Genomic DNA, 17,329 nt, shown 5'->3' with positions numbered 1-17,329 from the left:
AGAACATTAAATTTCCAATAATTATGAAAACATTCAAGTTAGTTCCGATTTTTCTGCTTTTGATACTTTCATCCTGCAGCAGTATTACTGTTTATTCTGATTACGACAAAAATGTCGATTTTGCGCCTTATAAAACTTATGCTTTCTTTAAGCCCGGAATTGACAAAGTTGAGATTTCAGATCTAGATAAAAGACGTATTCTTCACGCCATTGATAATGAAATGGCAGCAAAAGGTTTCACAAAGAGTGATAATCCTGATTTATTAGTAAACATTTTTACTAAATCGAGAGAACAGGTAAATGTAAACCAATTTAGCGCTGGCTGGGGTTACGGCTGGGGCTGGGGTTGGAATCCTTATATGATGTATGGCGGTCAAACTACTGTTTCAACTTCTACGGAAGGAACTTTATACATTGATTTAATCGATGCTAAAAAGAAAGAAATGATCTGGCAAGGTGAAGGTTTAGGGACTTTGACTAAAAACGTCGACAAAAAAGACGAAAAAATTGGTGAGTTCGTAAACAAAATTTTAGCTCAATATCCGCCGGTTAAAAAATAGTATACAGTTTTCAGTATTTAGTATTCAGTTTTTTTACAAAACGGCTGTTTATTACTTCGAAAAAAATAAGTACATTTGTTACTCTATCAGTTAAAAATGAAAAACTTTAATAACATTATTATCGCGATTATCAGCATTATTGCAATTCAGCAATGATGGCGAGGTGTTATATAAATAAGTAAAATATAATTTATAAAAACCTCCCACATCGGGAGGTTTTTTATTTTTAAGAATAATTAAAGCCGCCACGAATTACACGAATTTCCACGAATTATTTTTCTTTGGGATAATAAAAATTAGTGCAAATTAGTGTAATTCGTGGCAAAAAAACAACCAAATTATGAGTTTATTTAACGAAGTACTTAACGCAAAAAAGCAACTCGAAAATGTAGTTGCCGCGACGCCCCTTACCCAAAATTTGAATCTTTCAGATGAATTTAAATCGACTATTTTATTAAAAAGAGAAGATTTACAAATTGTTCGGTCGTATAAAATCAGAGGCGCTTACAACAAGATTTCTACGTTAAATGATAAAGAAAAAGCAAACGGAATTGTTTGTGCCAGCGCAGGAAATCATGCGCAGGGTGTTGCTTATTCGTGTAATTTACTGCATATAAAAGGGAAAATTTACATGCCGAAAACAACTCCAAAACAAAAAGTCAAACAAGTACAATTGTTTGGAAAATCGTTTGTTGAAATTGTTTTAACCGGAGATACTTTTGATGACGCTTACGGATCGGCAACGGCAGATGCAATTAAAAATCATAAAACCTTTATTCATCCTTTTGATGATGAAAAAGTAATTGCCGGACAAGGAACTGTTGGACTTGAAATTTTGGAAAGTTATACAAAGCCAATCGATTATGTTTTTGTTCCGATTGGCGGCGGCGGACTTGCTTCAGGTTTATCCGAAGTTTTTAGGCATTTAAGTCCGAATACTAAAATCATTGGCGTTGAGCCAAAAGGCGCTCCTTCGATGAAAACTTCTATTGAAGAAAATAAAAATACAGCGTTAAAAACAATCGACAAATTTGTTGATGGCGCAGCTGTAAAACAAGTGGGCGATAAAACTTTTGAAATCTGCCGTTATAATCTGGAAGATATTATTTTGGTTCCTGAAGGTAAAGTCTGCACGACCATTTTACGATTGTACAATGAAGAAGCTATGGTTGTTGAACCTGCGGGTGCTTTGACCATTGCAGCTTTGGATTTTTATAAAGATAAAATTAAAGGTAAAAATGTAGTATGCATTGTCAGCGGAAGTAATAATGACATTGAAAGAACTGCCGAAATCAAAGAACGTTCTTTACTTTATGAAGGTTTAATGCACTATTTTATGATCCAGTTTCCGCAGCGTCCCGGAGCTTTAAAAGAATTTGTAAACAATATTTTAGGGCCGGATGATGATATTACTTATTTCCAGTTTGCCAAGAAAAACAGCCGTGAAGTTGGTTCTGTTATTGTTGGTTTAGAATTGAAAAAGAAAAAAGATATTCTGCCTATCAAAATGAAAATGACCCAATACGGATTTGAATTTCAATATTTAAACGATAATCAGGATTTGTTTACACAGCTAATTGGATAAAAAATAAAAGGCTGCCTAAAAATTAGACAGCCTTTTAAACATCAATATAAAATTACTAATTGAATTCTCGATTTGTAATTATTGCTTTAATATTTTTTTAGAATAAGATCCCTGACTATCCGTTACTCTTACTACATAAACCCCTTTTGGAAGTCTAGAAATTTCGATTTCTGCTTGATTTCCTTTTATAAAGTTTACGTTCTTCTTCAAGATACTTTGTCCCGCAATATTAAATATTGCTACATCGGCGCTTCCTTCATGATTGGTATCAATTTTTAAATAATCGTTTGCCGAATTAATAAAAATAGCCATATCGTTTGTGCTTTCACCATCTTCTGTTATTGTCAAAGCTTTTTTTGCTGTCGATTCAACCTGAACAAACTGCCATTGCTGATTCAGTCCGCCCGTGTAATCCCAAACCTGAATATTAGCGCCATTTGCTGTAGAAACATTTTCAACATCAAGAGATTTGCCCGTATTTACATTGGTAACTTTATAATATCCACCGCCAAGACTTGCAACTGTCCATTTAAATTCATTAGAGCTAGAGAACGTTTTTTGCTGTACTTTCAATCCATTTGCAGTTCCGTTATTTTCAACTGCCAAATACATTCCGGTTGATTTTACAATGATGTAATAATTCCCTGCTCCGTCAGAAACAAATTTCCAGCGCTGGTTATTTCCGCCGCCGCCTGTTACATCATATTGCTGTATTCTTCCACCGCTTGTAGTTGAATTATCTGCTACATCCAGTCCTTTATTACTGTTTCTTGAAATAATATTATAATACCCCGGAAAACCAGTTGGAGGTGGTGTTCCTGCTCCCCACGTAAAAGTAACTGCTGATGATCCCGGAACTGTATAATTAAATGCTGATGATCCTGAAACCACTTTTATGGTATTTGATCCTCCTGAGTTGTAAATTACAAGTGCAGTTGAGCCATCAGGATTTTTGAATCCAACAGATAAAATACTGCCGTTTGTACTTGAAGAACCAATTCTTACTGCACCCGGTTTTACGTATTTAGAGATTTGACCAATAATATAATAGGCCACGTTTTTAGTATAACTTGTACTGTTATTAACTGTAATCGCTCCTAAACAAGTATTACATCCACCCGGAGTTCTTGGCCCTAAACTTGAATTGTTTGCAGCATTCCATTCTAAAACAGTTTTAGACCAGTTGTTTGTACTTCCGATAACAACGTTTTGCATGTGCCAGCCGAAATCTCCTCCAAAGTTTCCGCCTGAACCTGTATATTGCTCTGTAAAATAAACGTTTTTGTTTGTTTGAGTTTTTACAACTGACATATTCGAAATACTTCCTAAATATAAATGGAAAGCCGCTCCGTCAACATAACTGCTGTTGTTTAAAACATCAATTGGATAAGCTGTATTATCGCAATTATGATCAAAAGCAATAATTTTTACACCTCCATAACCAGCCGCGGCCAATTGAGGCCCAAGTTGTTGATTGATGAAATTCTTTTGTTCTGTAGAATTCATCAGCATACTTGGTTCATTGTGCGGATTTTCAGGTTCGTTTTGCGGCGTGATTCCCCAAATAGGAATTCCCTGCGCCTGCATCGCTGCAATGTATTTTACAAAATATCTTGCATAAGCCGCATAATATTGTGTCTGCAGACTTCCGCCAATCCAGGAACCGTTGGTTTTCATCCAGCGTGGCGCTGACCAAGGTGTTGCTAAAATTTTAATGTTCGGATTTATCAGCTGAATCTTTTTGATAATCGGAATTAGATACGTTAAATCCGGTCCGTTTAAACTGAAGTTATTCATGTTAGTATCTCCGGAAGTTTCGTTATAACTATACGAAGAGTTACTTAAATCTGAAGCTGCAATACTAATACGAATTACACTTGCGTTTAATCCTGTATTAGGATTATACAAATCATTCAATAATTGGTTTTGCTGCGTTGCTGCCATTCCGCTGATCACTTCGGCACTTCCTTCGGTAAGAGTGTAACCAAAGCCATCCATAGTTTGGTACGTTGTTCCTGCGTTTACTGTAACTGTAGAAGGATTGGTTCCTGAGTTTGTTCCGAAACTTACAGTTCCCTGCTGTTGTAATAATCTCGTTTGATCACCTGATGTTATAAAAGGTGTAACCGTCTGTGCATTTGTTTTGGTAATAAATAAAAGCATTATAATAATGACTTGTGTCATAAAAGCTCTTACTCGGTTTGTAGGTTTTTGAGTAGTTTTGTGCATCTTTTTTGTGGTTTTTGAGGTTTGTTGATAGTTAAATTTTTCTCATTTTATTATAATTATTTTTATTAAAACGATTCAAAAATATATCAATTTTCACGAAATCGTTATAATTACAACTTTACAAATACACATCATTTGTAAATATTACCTTAACAAAAACACATCTTTATTTTTTATAAATAATTAAAAATCAATTATTTAAAATATTAAAAACCATAAAAAACTTACATTTAAATTTCAGCATTTACAAAATTTTAAAAATCAGTAGTTTAATTATCATTTTTGATTCCCAAATACAACTTATAATTATTTCATAAATGACAAATATCATGGATTGAACCTGAAGTTATATCGTATTTTTGCATTTCAATTTATTAGAAAACATGGAAACGCTTAAAGATATATCGACCATAGAAGATATTAAACAAATGGTCAACAGCTTTTATGATAATGTTAGAAAAGACGATCTTATTGGTCCTATTTTCAATGATAAACTTCAAGATCGCTGGGAACCGCATTTGCAAAAAATGTATGGTTTTTGGCAGACTATTTTATTTGATGTTCGCGCTTATTCCGGAACACCTTTTCCTCCGCATAAACAATTACCGGTTGATAAAACTCATTTTGACCGCTGGATACAAATTTTCAATACTACAATCGATGCGCAATTTGCAGGAGTAATTACTGAGGAAGCAAAAATGCGTGCTACAAATATGGCTTTTATGTTCAACCACAAAATTGAATATTTTAGAAATGCCGAAAATGAGTTACGAAATTCATCGGGTAAATCTTAAAATAGCTGACAAATTAAATTTGGATACTATTTTAAATTAAATAAATTTGATTGACCCAAAAGCTATCAAAAACCAATCAACTATTTAAAATGAAAAAAGTTATCCTGTTCTTTATAATCTGTTTCTCTTTTTTTAATCACTTAAACGCACAATCACAAGCTCCTGCTTTTAATTTATATAAAGGAACTGTCGATGGAAAAGCTCCAATAACGGTTTATATTAAAACGGAAGAAAATCCATGTACTGCCGATTTGATGTATACGTCTATGTATCGATATGACAAATCAAAAAAATGGATTCAGCTCAATATTACGCAAAACAAAAAGAAAGAAAATGAATTTGTTTTAGTAGAACATGGATTTAGTGGTGTATTAATTTTAAAGAAAACCGGAAATACTTTTACGGGTTTATGGATTAGTTCTGATGCTAAAAAACAATTACCAGTTGACTTGAAAGAAGCCACAATGACGAAGAAAGAGCTGGAAAACTTCGAGAAAACATTGGATAAAGTTAATTATGAAAATAATGACTGCTAAAATTTAGTTTTCTGCCAAGTTCAAAAAATCTATAAAAACGCAATAAAAATCACTTTCGAATAAAAATTTTGTGATGAATAGCAAAAAATAGCGACCTAAATTCGTAATTTTACATTCTAATCTACAACGTTTTCGAAATGAATGCATCTATAGAAACCAATCCGTTATTAGAACGATTGCCAAAACATTTAAAGCAATTTATTAAGCCTCAGGATTATAGTGATTACACACCTATTAATCAGGCGGTTTGGAGATATGTTATGCGCAAAAATGTAGATTATCTTTCGAAAGTTGCACATCATTCGTATTTAGAAGGTTTACGTAAAACGGGAATCGAAATTGATTCTATTCCGAGTATGTACGGAATGAACCGTATTCTAACTGAAATTGGCTGGGCTGCAGTTGCCGTTGACGGATTTATTCCGCCAAATGCCTTTATGGAGTTTCAGGCTTATAATGTTTTGGTTATTGCTTCGGATATCCGTCAATTAGAACACATAGAATATACACCAGCACCAGATATTATTCACGAAGGTGCCGGCCACGCTCCTATTATTGCCAATCCTGAATATGCGGAATATTTGAGACGTTTTGGTGAAATTGGCTGTAAAGCAATCTCATCTCACAAAGATTATCAAATGTATGAAGCGATTCGTTTGCTTTCTATTTTAAAAGAAGCCGAAGATACACCGCTGGATAAAATCGAGGAAGCTGAAAAAGCGGTTGCCGATTTACAAAATGATATGGGCGAATTGTCTGAAATGGCTCAAATTCGAAACCTGCATTGGTGGACGGTTGAATACGGTTTGATTGGAACAGTTGAAGATCCGAAAATTTACGGCGCAGGATTACTTTCTTCGATTGGAGAAAGTGCCTGGTGTATGACCGATAATGTAAAGAAAATCCCTTATGATATTTCGGCTGCAAATCAGAATTTTGATATTACGCAATTGCAGCCACAGCTTTATGTAACGCCTACTTTTTCTTATTTAAGTTTAGTTCTGGAAGAATTTGCTAATAAAATGGCACTTCGTACCGGAGGACTTTCGGGAATTAAAAAATTAATTCAGTCAAATGCTTTAGGAACAATTGAATTGAGTACTGGTTTACAAGTTTCAGGAGTTTTTACGAATGTTATTGAAGAAGAAGGAAAACCAGTTTACATTCAAACAACCGGAAAAACAGCTTTATCATACCGTGAAAAAGAATTAGTAGGACACGGAACTTTAACACATCCACACGGATTTGGAAGTCCGATTGGGAAACTGAAAGGTTTTAATCTGGCAATTGAAGACATGAGTCCGAAGGATTTGCAGGCTTATAGCATTGTTGAAAACGAAACTGTAAAACTGGAATTTGAAGGTAATATTATTGTTGAAGGTGAAATTATTACGGGTTCCCGAAACTTACACGGAGAAATTATCCTAATCAGTTTTAGAAACTGTACGGTAACACATAGCGAAACTGTTTTGTTTCAACCTGACTGGGGAAATTACGATATGGCAATTGGTAAAAAAGTGATTTCGGCATTTTCTGGCCCAGCTGATGTAAACAGTTTTGATTTAATAAATATTGTTCCGACAACTAAAACCATAAAAGCAAAACATACTGACGAACGTGATGAATTAGAGAATTTATATGCGTCAGTTAGAGATATTAGAAAAAATAAAACTTCTAAAACGGGGTTGAAATCTATTTTTGAAAACCTAAAAAATAATCATTCAAATGATTGGTTATTGTCTGTTGAGATTGCAGAACTTTTGAAGGATTCTGATGAAAAACAGCTTTTGCAAGAAGTTTTGGTTCATTTAGATCAATTGAAAGAAAAACGTCCTGAAATTGCGCATTTGATTTCTGGGGGATTGGATTTGATTTTTGATAGTTCTTTGCCACAAAGGCACTAAGGCACGAAGTTTTTTTGCCCGCAGATTTTACTGATTTAAACTGATATACGCTGATTTTTTTTAATCTCGCAAAGTCGCGGAGTCGCAAAGTTTATTATAATTACATGTAAGTTAGTTTAATTTTTGTGGCTCCATGTTTTTTATAGCATTTTAGAAGAGCTTTTAATTGGTTTAATTCTACCACAAATTTATTTGAGTTTAAATATCCATTATTATATGGATAATCGTGCATTGGGTTCTTCTCATACTCTTTCATTTTTTGCAGATTTTTTTCCATGTCTTTTTTATCAGAAGAATATACATAATCCTCATAAACAGGATTATATTTTACCTTTTTAAAATAATTAGGATTTGCTTTTATTTTCAATAATAAATCATCAATTGTTTTTTCAAAAACATTAATATTTTTCCAATATTTATTGGGCATTAAAGAGTCTTCAAAATCATATTTCTGAAAAGTAGAAAGATCAATTTTTAAAATTTTTTCAACCTGACTAGCCATGCTTTTTTCTTCATAGCCGCCAACTTGTTCAAAAAAGAAAGACAAACCGGAAGGAAAATCATCTTTGCACGGAGTTTTTACATTTGCTTCGATGTAATAATCCATTCCAAAAAAATTGAAATTTAAAAAAGAGATGAATAGCAATAAAGTAGTTTTCACACCTGATAATTATTTAAAATGTTTATTAGTTTCAATCTTTTCTTCTTTTTTGGTTTTACAATAAAACAATCCGATAAATATTAGTAACGCAATAAATGAAATCACTAAATAATAGTAAACATAGCTCATCACTTTTTCATTAATCATTATCTCATATTCCGATGATTTATTAGCAACAGGTAAAAGAAAAGTCATTTTCACTAAAATTGCAAAAACATTAAGTAATATGAAAAAACCTAAAAACACTTTAGCTATAGTTTTGGAATATCTAAAATCAAAAAATAAAGCTACAGGTATTATTATTGACAATAAAGTCAAAGCCATACTGGAATACCATTCCAACTGATACACTAGATATAAGTTTTTAGCTGAAATAGGAATAAATATTTCAATCAATTCGTAAGATAAAATTTGTCCGAAATATGGAACTTTAAAAATATTATTGCTAAAACTCACATAAGCTCCTCGCAATGTAATTGTTTGGTAAACATAATTTATTGCATTAAAAACCGAAAGCGTAAGCCAAAGAACTGCTATTTTTCTTTGTAAAGTTATTTTCATATATTCCTTCTATTCTTAGTATTTTATCTTTTCAGATTAATGCACAGTAAATCAAAAACCTCTGCCTTTTTGCTCCTTTGAACCTTAAATTAAAGCTTCAAATCCTGATTCAACTCACTTTCAGATTCAATAGTTTTTCCATTATATTGTAATTTCCAGCCCATTGAATTTGTCATAATTAAGATCTTAGACAATTCGCTTATTAATCGGTTTTGGGCGTTTGTTTTTAGGGTTGATTTTTCGATTTTTTTTGCCAGATTGGCTTTTACCGATTTGTTGATTTTATTGTAATCGTCGCCAGTAAACGGATTCAGTTTACTTTGTTCGACATCATAAAACTGAATATCGGGATTGATTGTGATTTCTTCTTTTGGGATATTTAAAATCGTAATGGTTTTGTTTTTTTCGTCTATATCGTATTTCATTTTATGCAAATCGTAGGCAACGGTAACATTGGCATTGACCACAATAAGTGCCTTTTTTTCAAATGAAATCATATCCATCAGATACTTCTGCTGATTTTTATAAGTGATCACTTCAGAGAAATGTCCTTCGGTAACAACCAATTTTCCAACATTTAAAATTTGCTGCTGAATTAAATTGGTATTATAATCGATTGTAGAGTCGTCATCTTTTTTAAACTGGCAGTATTTAAAAGCCAGAACAATGACTAAAATAGTAATACCGATACTAATAATTCTTTTGATCAAGTTTTGCATTCCAATAAATTATTTAGACGAATTTACTTCTTTTTTTCGAAGCTTACTAAAGTTTTTTTGCCACGAATTTCACTAATTTTCACTAATTCTATGTGTTGTATTTATAGGGCAATTCATAAATTAAACATCTCAAAAAAATTCGTGAAAATTCGTGAAATTCGTGTCAAACTTTTTCTAAAAAGGATATCCAATCGCGATATTCAAAATCAGGTTGTCTTTTCGCCATGGTCCGCTTCCGAAATTAATATCATCGATTACCCATCTTTGTCCGTCTGGAAGAGCTGGATTTCGAAGAGGGAAAGCCAAATCTGTTCTTAAAACCAGGAATGACAAATCGAAACGCAAACCTGCACCTGCTCCAATGGCAAGCTCTTTCATAAAATCTTTTGATATTTCGGCTCCGGGTTTATTAGGGTCTGCATTTAAGAGCCAAATGTTTCCTGCATCTAAAAATATTGCTCCTCTTACAATACTAAATAATTTTGCACGATATTCTGTATTGAATTCCAGTTTTAAATCTGCTGATTGATCTGGAGTATAATTATTGTTTGTTGTCGGCGGAATAACATAACTTCCCGGCCCTAAAGTTCTGGCTCTAAAGGCACGAATACTATTGGTTCCTCCCACTACAAATTGTTTTGATGTAGGTAATGTATTTGAATTTCCATAAGCAAATCCGGCACCAACGATTAATCTACTGGCTAGTTCGCTTTCTTTTCCTAATTTCAAATAATGTCTGAAATCTGTTTTGATTTTTACATATTGGCTAAACGGAACATCGAATATTTTTATGGTATCATTTTTTTTAATATTTGCCCCTGTAACTAAACCTGTAAGATTTCCAGCTAAATCTAATTCTCCATTAAAGTAGATTGTATTTTTGCGACGTTTCTGCATCGTATTGGTGTACGTATAACTGTAAGTCGGGCCAAAAATTAACTGTTTTTCAATTACTTTCCCTAATGCAGGATCTTGGTCAATATCTTCTAAATACTCGGGCGTAACATGATTGGGGCTTACATAAGTTATATCCATCACATTTAACTGATGCTCTTTTCGAATATTTTCTTTCCATAAATATCCAAAAGAGGCATTAAAGGAATTCAACGCATACAATTGTGTTCTTTTTTGATATTCATATCGTAGTGTCGCTTTGGTTCTTGGCACATATTCACTGTTTCCCTGAATATTAAAAGGCGATATAAATCTCGGCCAGGTCAAACTAACTTCTCCTCCAAGTTTATAAATATTTTTCCCTTTGTTAACTCCGCCAAGCTGGAAATCGGCACCGCCAAAAACAGAAGCTGTAAATAGTTCCGCCCCTTTAAAAAAGTTTCGATTATTCCAGTTTAGATTAATTTCTGTCCCTGTATAACTGGCTGAATTAGTTTTTCCTAAAACTTCAACACGAATAAACTTTTTCGGCAGAAGCGTTAGGTAGTAATAGGAATCTAAAGTCTTTGGAATACTATCTGAAGGTTTAAATTCATTTTTTACAAAACTAAAAGTCCCCAGATTCACAAACCTGTTTAAAGTTAGATTATGGTCTTTTCTGTTATACAAATCTCCTTTTTTAAAATATATCGTTCGGTCGTAAATCCTTGGTTTAAAGGTTTCTGTTGTATCGATGATCGTAATATCTTTATATTGTGTAATATCTCTTTTTCGATAAACCACACTGTCATTCGAAAGAGAATAATTCGGATACACATAAATATTATTGATTTTATAAGCTGTAAGGGCTTTTGGCGGCGTATCTGGTTTTATTATAATTCTGACTTTTACTTCGTGATCGCCTTTACTGCTATCTACTTGTGCCAAAAGATAATCAGGGTTAAAGTAAAAATATCCTTTCTCTTTAAGTCTTGCGTCAATTCGTTCTCTTTCGGCTTTTATAACGTCCAAATCATACGGTTTTCCCACTTTCAATAAACTTCTTCGGCTTGATCTCCCTATAATTCTGGACATTGCTAAGGAATCATCAGGAAAAGTCACGCTTTTGATGATGTATTGTTTTTTAGGAATTACGGTATATTCTGCTGTAACACGTTTATTTCTAACGGTCGAATCGGCACTTACACGGGTTTTAAAGTAGCCTCGGTTTTCGGTAAAATTTCGTAAAACCGAAGCATTATAATCTAAATCGACTTTACTGAAAAGTACTGGTGGCTCGCCTACTTTATTACGAAGCCAATATCTGGTTCCTTTTTGTTTTTTAGGTTCGCCTGCAAGGTTGTATATCCATAATTTAGGGCGTAATCCCAAGATTTGTTTATTTGGTTTTGGACGTAATAAATCTTCTAATTCTTTCTCGAGTGCTTTTCTTTCTTTTTTCTTTATTAAAGAATCTTTGACTTTTACAGAACCGCCAACGTAAAGCAAGTCGCCTTCCGGCAGATATTTTGTATTACTGCAGCCTAAAACAAAAAACAGGCAGAACAGTACAAAATACTTTATATATTGATTTTCTATATGATTATGTTTTTTGTTCATTTCCTTCAATTTGATTTTCCTGCTGATCTTCTTCTAATTTTTCCTTTTCTTTTGCTTCTTTCTTTTTTTGTTTTTCTTTCTCCTTGCGGATTTTTTCTTCTCGAATCATTTGCTTTTCTTGTTCTGAACGATGAAAAAGTTCTCTGAATTTATTGTAACTCATCGTAATAATAAAAGCAACACCCGTTTCTACAACCTGACCTTCAACCGCTACCTGATATTGATTTTTTCTGTAAGCACGAACCATATAACGGCCGTCTTTTGTAAGCTGATAATCCAGCGCAACGTCTCCCGCAATATTGGTACTTTCTTCGTTGGCACGTTCTGCACCTTCAACGCCAAAACTACTTCCTACGGTTACCTTCAATCTGTCATCAAGCAGTTTTTTAGAAACAGCGACATTCAAATCGGTTCTGTTTTGCATGGTTCCAGAAGTATAATCTTCTGTAGATTCTAAATCAAAATTGACTTCAAATCCTGTAATTAATTCGCCGGCAAGATTGTTTAATTGCTGTGAAAGAATTTTGCTCACACTTTGTCTTGCCAAAGATTCGGCATTTGTACCACCGCTTTCACTTGCAAAAGGATTTTCGCCCACAAATCGGTTTAATAATAAAAGAGCAAAAACCTGTTTGTTTAATTCTGCCGGGTCTTGTTCTAATTGTTTTAGTTTTGATTGTGTAAGTTCTACAACATCCGAAGAAACATCATAATTTCCTTCAGGAAGTACAATTCCAAAAGAAATTTCCGGTTTCAATAATTCTCCTTTCATTTTCAATAAAGTCTGAAACGGAAGTTTTTGTTTGTATCTGTTTCTGGTAGCTGAATCATCGCTTCCAAGCTGATTTCCGAGCAAATCAATTGGCGCGGCATTTACTTTATAAATTGCCGTAATATTTAAATTTGCCATTGTTGGTTCACCATTCCAGGTAATATAACTTCCTTTTTGGATATCAAATTTTCTTTTGATTCCGTTAAAGTTCATTTCATACGCACCATCTGTAAACTCATATTTTCCGGTCAAAGTTGTTTTTCCAGATTTATCGATTCCGCCAACTAATTCTGCTTCACCTTTCAATTTTAAATAATCCCCATTTGCTTTATCTATTAACAAAGTGAGTTCTGCTTCTTTATCAATCGAAATGGCAACATTTACATCCATTCCTTTTACATCAGACTGATCTAGTTTATTTTGCAAATCAACGGTTTGTCTTAAATACATATTATCTTCATCAACAAACTCTACAATTCCTTCACGATCTGCAATTGAAGGATCTGACTGTGGCATTACGACTGTAAACTTGGTTTCTTTATTGATTTTAATTGTTCCGTCGACAACCGGACTATCTAAATTTCCTTTAATATTTAGTTTGGTATCCAAAAACATATCCCCATAAAACAAATCATTATCGGCTTCTTTAGAATGTATAGCTCTAAAATCATCAGCTGTAACAACTAAATCAAAATTATAACTCTTGAAATCAGGAGACTGAATCGTTCCGTCTACAGATAATTCGTTGTCGTTTTCGTCATTAAGCGTGAATTTATCAAACGTGATTACATCATTATTAAAAGTGATTTTTTCATTATCTGTTTTAAAGAAGGAATTCAGCTGTGTGATTCTAAAACCGGCATCATTAAAGTTTAATTCGCCCGCAACTTTTGGACTTGATGCATTTCCGAGAATTTTAAAATTTCCTGACAAATATCCCGTTCCATCTGTCACGTTGCCCATTGTAAAACCCTGAATACTTTTGATATACAATTTATTGATATCTAAATTTAAATCAAGGTTTCCGTCGTCCATTTTATAATTTCCGGTCAGGTTTACTTCGTTTCCTTCTCCGGTTAATGCCACATTTGCATTTAGTAAATTATTGGTTTTATTATCAACTTTTATTTCAATATCGCCAACGGCTTCTCCTCTAAAAGCAAAATCATCAATTTTTAAATCAGAAGTAAAAGTTGGGCTTGCCATAACGTTTTCTACAACAGCATTTCCGTTAATTAAACCCTGCATCAGCAGTTTGTCTTTTTTAACCATATTCATAATGGTTTCGATTTTGAAGTTTACAAAATCGACTTGCAATGGCGCATTATCCTGTGTTCCCTGCGATTGAACTTTTAATTCGTTTCCGTTATTATTCAGGAAAAATTTATTGACGTATAATCGTTTGTCTCCAAATTCTATGGCATTTTCAGGATCAATATTCCATTTATCATAATTTAAAATGAAGTTTTCGGCATCGATTTTAAATATATTTTTCGAATCTTCTGCTTTAAATTCTCCTGCAATAAAATATTGAGGTTTTTCTTTTGCATCCTGAACTTCAAGCGCATAAGTCAAAATATTATTTTCTACTTTTCCGGATAAACTGGTAAACGGAATTTTTAATGAACCGCTTTCGATCGTTGCCACAGAAACAGAATATTCTAAAGCATTTTCTTTGGCTTCAATATTAATTTTTCCGTCGGAAATTGTATTTTCTGCATACACAATTCTCGGAATTATTCCTCTTATTTCTAAAGAATCGGCTACGTTGTTGTATTTTCCAGTGATTTTAATTGGTTCCAAACCTGTCAGTTTCGGAATTAGTTTAAAAAGAATCGGGTCATTATCAACCGTTAATGTAAAAGCCAAACGCTGCTCGTCAGATTCTCCGCTTGCTTTCGGAGTTTTCAAATCGATATATTTTGACAATGATTTTTTAATGGCAGCTGTCAATGTCGTCAATTTGTATTTTCCGTCGACTTCAGCTTTTAAAAACTGAGACGAGATTTTAATATTATTTCGTGTATTGTCTGAAAAAGCAATCACACGAACAGAATCTAAAACGATTGGTTCTTTGTCCTGTAAAATCTGAACGTTTGAGAGAAATACTTTTCCGTTCAGGAAATCCGGATTACTATTCGCAATATCGGCATCGACATTACCGCGAAGTTTCATTGGTCCGGCATGAAGATTTAGTTTTTCCAAATCGGCAATATCCAGGTTTAGTTTTAATTTAATTGATGGATATTTTTCTTGTGTATTTCCGCTTGCTGTCAAATTAAAATTCAAGTTCGGATCTTTCATTCCAGATTTTATTGCGAATGAACCGTTTGCAATATTTCCTTTTAATGCTAAATCTCTGTAGGTATATCTGTTGAAAACTGCTTTTTGAACAATTCCGTCCAATTCAGCCTGCGCCGTTTTCGGGTCTAAACCATTTCCTTTTACTTTCGCTTTAAGCGTAATTTTTCCAATTGAATCGTTTTTGATTAATCGGCCTAAATCAAAATCAAGTAAATAAACCGTTGCATCGTATTTCTCTTTTTTCTTAACTCGCTGATCGAATAAAGCGTCGACTTTTGCATTTCCGAAACTGCTGTTTAAAGCCAGATTGGTTTTGAAATTCTGAACAGAACCTTTAAATTTTCCCTGCAGGTTTATTTGTGACGGAAGCTGTATGTTTTTCGGGATTGTTCCGGTTGGTACAAAAGTATTTATGTCTTTAGAAGTCGTAGCAATTTTTTTGATATCTAAATCATAATACGCTTTTTGAGCATCAGGCAGTCCGGTTATTTTCCCCGAAAGGGAAACTTTTGTGGTTCCAATTCCGCTCATTTCGAATTTCGGAATATTCAAATCTTTTACTTTTCCGGTCAAACGGCTGTTTATGTATAAAATGGCATTTGGATTACTCTTAAACGGGTTTGTTTTTTGTAAATCGGGAGCAAATAACAAAATGTCTTTAAACCCTATTTTCGAATCTTTTAAATTGGCATCGACAGCAAGATTGGCAATATCTTTTTGAAGCGTCGCGAGTGATTTGTATTCTACTTTAATTTTATCTTTTACAAGCGTTTGCGGTGTTTTTAAATACAGATTATCTAAAGAGGCATTTTTAGGCCCGTAGAAAAAATTTGTTTTTAAAGACTGAATGTTTAAACCGCTTTTTTCGATTGCGGCGAGTGATTTTATATTTCCAGAAATGATATCGTTGCCATAATACAATTTTTCAGCTTCAAGATTGAATTTACTCAAATCTAAATGGCTGTAATCGATTCCTTTTGAAGTTGGTTTCGATTGCATATCATCAAATCTAAAAGCTATGTTTTGTATGTTGACTTTGTTTAGTTTGGCTTTCCAGCCTGCTTGTTTGATAGCTGTTGTATCTAAACTTGGTGTTTGAATTTGTTTGTCTTTTACACCTAAACGCAGATTTCCACTAAGATTTTTAAGTTCGAAAGTATCGAAATCTAAAAGCTGTTTGTTTAAGTCAATTTCATTGACAGATAAATTCAGGTTTCCGAGTTTTATTCCTGAATCTAATTTTGAATCTTTATTATCGTACGCAATATCAATTTTTGATAAACTGATTTTGCCTAATTTTAATTTGAAGTCTTTTCGTTTAGAAATTGTATCTACTGTTTTTACCGAAACAACTGCAATTTGTTCTACAACATCTTGATTTAAAATTAATTTTAATCCGTTTAAATCGATATTGGGAATATCAAAATCCATTTTATCCAAATCGAATTTATTGAATTTGGTATCAAAATGTGTCAGTTTTACGGCAATATCGTTTTTAGCATAATCATCTTTAAAATTAAATTTGATGTTATCCAGATTTACTTTTACAACTGAAATTTTAAATGGTTTAGCATTTGGATCTTCAACTTTGGGTTCTTTTGATTCGAATGCTTTTATGATATAATCGAAATTGAAAACCCCTTCTTTATTTCGGGAAATATTGGCTTTTACATTTTCAAGCGAAACAGAATTGATTTCGAGTTCGCTGCTTACTAGTTTAAAAAGGTCAACATCTACTTCTAAACGTTTCCCTGCCAGCAGCGTATCTTTCTTTTGATCTTCAAAATAAAAACCTTCGAGAACTACATCTTTAGGGAATTTAATTGAAATATGATCTAAGGAAACTTTCGTTTTAATTTTTTTATGGAGATACGAAATCGCTTTGTCTTTGGCGAAATTTTGAACTGACGGAACCTGAATTAAGATGATAAGAAGTAATAAAAGCGCCACTACAGAAACCACGCACCATAATAGTACACGAAGTGTTTTTTTTAAATAATGAATGGTTTTCTTATTCATAGGTCAATAAAATACAGGATTTAATTGCTTCTGAAAAAAGCATAGTTACACATCTTACAAAAATGGAAAATTTAAGCCTTTAACAATTTACATAATTATTGGCAATTATTCTAAAATTTCACTGTAAAATAGTTAATTTCTTACTTTTATAATTTAGCCACAAAGGCGCTAGGGCGCAAAGTTTTTTTTATG

Annotated in this window: 11 protein-coding genes; 5 read left to right on the top strand and 6 right to left on the bottom strand. The window is 33.1% G+C overall.

The window, feature by feature from the left end:
* Window positions 1–23 precede the first annotated feature (23 nt).
* The gene (locus tag J2Y38_RS20445; RefSeq protein ID WP_309846239.1) at window positions 24–560 is read left to right on the top strand and encodes a DUF4136 domain-containing protein; all 537 of its coding nucleotides are present in this window, start codon (window positions 24–26) and stop codon (window positions 558–560) included.
* Window positions 561–900: 340 nt separating this feature from the next.
* Window positions 901–2,145, top strand: coding sequence for a threonine ammonia-lyase IlvA (gene ilvA / locus J2Y38_RS20440; RefSeq protein WP_309846237.1), 1,245 nt, complete (start codon window positions 901–903; stop codon window positions 2,143–2,145).
* A 78-nt stretch (window positions 2,146–2,223) separates the two neighbouring features.
* On the opposite strand, the gene J2Y38_RS20435 is transcribed toward ilvA, so the two are convergent.
* The gene (locus tag J2Y38_RS20435) at window positions 2,224–4,374 is read right to left on the bottom strand and encodes an RICIN domain-containing protein (RefSeq protein WP_309846236.1); all 2,151 of its coding nucleotides are present in this window, start codon (window positions 4,372–4,374) and stop codon (window positions 2,224–2,226) included.
* 383 nt (window positions 4,375–4,757) lie between these two features.
* Here J2Y38_RS20435 and J2Y38_RS20430 point away from each other — a divergent pair, with 383 nt between their 5' ends.
* The 3 genes from J2Y38_RS20430 to J2Y38_RS20420 all read left to right on the top strand — a co-directional run bounded on the left by J2Y38_RS20430 (window position 4,758) and on the right by J2Y38_RS20420 (window position 7,608).
* Entirely contained in the window at window positions 4,758–5,168 is a 411-nt protein-coding gene (locus tag J2Y38_RS20430; protein WP_053470525.1) for a group III truncated hemoglobin, read from the top strand.
* An 89-nt stretch (window positions 5,169–5,257) separates the two neighbouring features.
* Window positions 5,258–5,704 (top strand): hypothetical protein, encoded by a 447-nt coding sequence (locus tag J2Y38_RS20425; protein WP_309846233.1) that lies wholly within the window; start codon window positions 5,258–5,260, stop codon window positions 5,702–5,704.
* 137 nt (window positions 5,705–5,841) lie between these two features.
* Window positions 5,842–7,608 (top strand): aromatic amino acid hydroxylase, encoded by a 1,767-nt coding sequence (locus tag J2Y38_RS20420; protein ID WP_309846229.1) that lies wholly within the window; start codon window positions 5,842–5,844, stop codon window positions 7,606–7,608.
* Window positions 7,609–7,708: 100 nt separating this feature from the next.
* Here J2Y38_RS20420 and J2Y38_RS20415 read toward each other — a convergent pair whose 3' ends face one another.
* From J2Y38_RS20415 to J2Y38_RS20395, 5 genes are all read right to left on the bottom strand, one after another.
* Window positions 7,709–8,215: a hypothetical protein gene (locus tag J2Y38_RS20415; protein ID WP_309846226.1), complete on the bottom strand. Its 507-nt coding sequence runs from the start codon at window positions 8,213–8,215 to the stop codon at window positions 7,709–7,711.
* A gap of 63 nt (window positions 8,216–8,278) precedes the next feature.
* Window positions 8,279–8,830 (bottom strand): hypothetical protein, encoded by a 552-nt coding sequence (locus J2Y38_RS20410; RefSeq protein WP_309846223.1) that lies wholly within the window; start codon window positions 8,828–8,830, stop codon window positions 8,279–8,281.
* Window positions 8,831–8,919: 89 nt separating this feature from the next.
* Window positions 8,920–9,549: a DUF4230 domain-containing protein gene (locus tag J2Y38_RS20405; protein WP_291143049.1), complete on the bottom strand. Its 630-nt coding sequence runs from the start codon at window positions 9,547–9,549 to the stop codon at window positions 8,920–8,922.
* A gap of 174 nt (window positions 9,550–9,723) precedes the next feature.
* Complete coding sequence (locus J2Y38_RS20400; RefSeq protein WP_309846219.1) at window positions 9,724–12,042, bottom strand: BamA/TamA family outer membrane protein; 2,319 nt, start codon at window positions 12,040–12,042, stop codon at window positions 9,724–9,726.
* Window positions 12,026–17,137, bottom strand: coding sequence for a translocation/assembly module TamB domain-containing protein (locus tag J2Y38_RS20395; RefSeq protein WP_309846215.1), 5,112 nt, complete (start codon window positions 17,135–17,137; stop codon window positions 12,026–12,028). The genes J2Y38_RS20400 and J2Y38_RS20395 overlap by 17 nt, the downstream gene beginning before the upstream one ends.
* Window positions 17,138–17,329 lie beyond the last annotated feature (192 nt).

The sequence above is a fragment of the Flavobacterium sp. 2755 genome (assembly GCF_031455715.1).
GTDB lineage: Bacteria > Bacteroidota > Bacteroidia > Flavobacteriales > Flavobacteriaceae > Flavobacterium.
The sequence above is the reverse complement of the archived record's forward strand: the minus strand, read 5'-3'. Positions and strand labels throughout refer to the sequence as shown.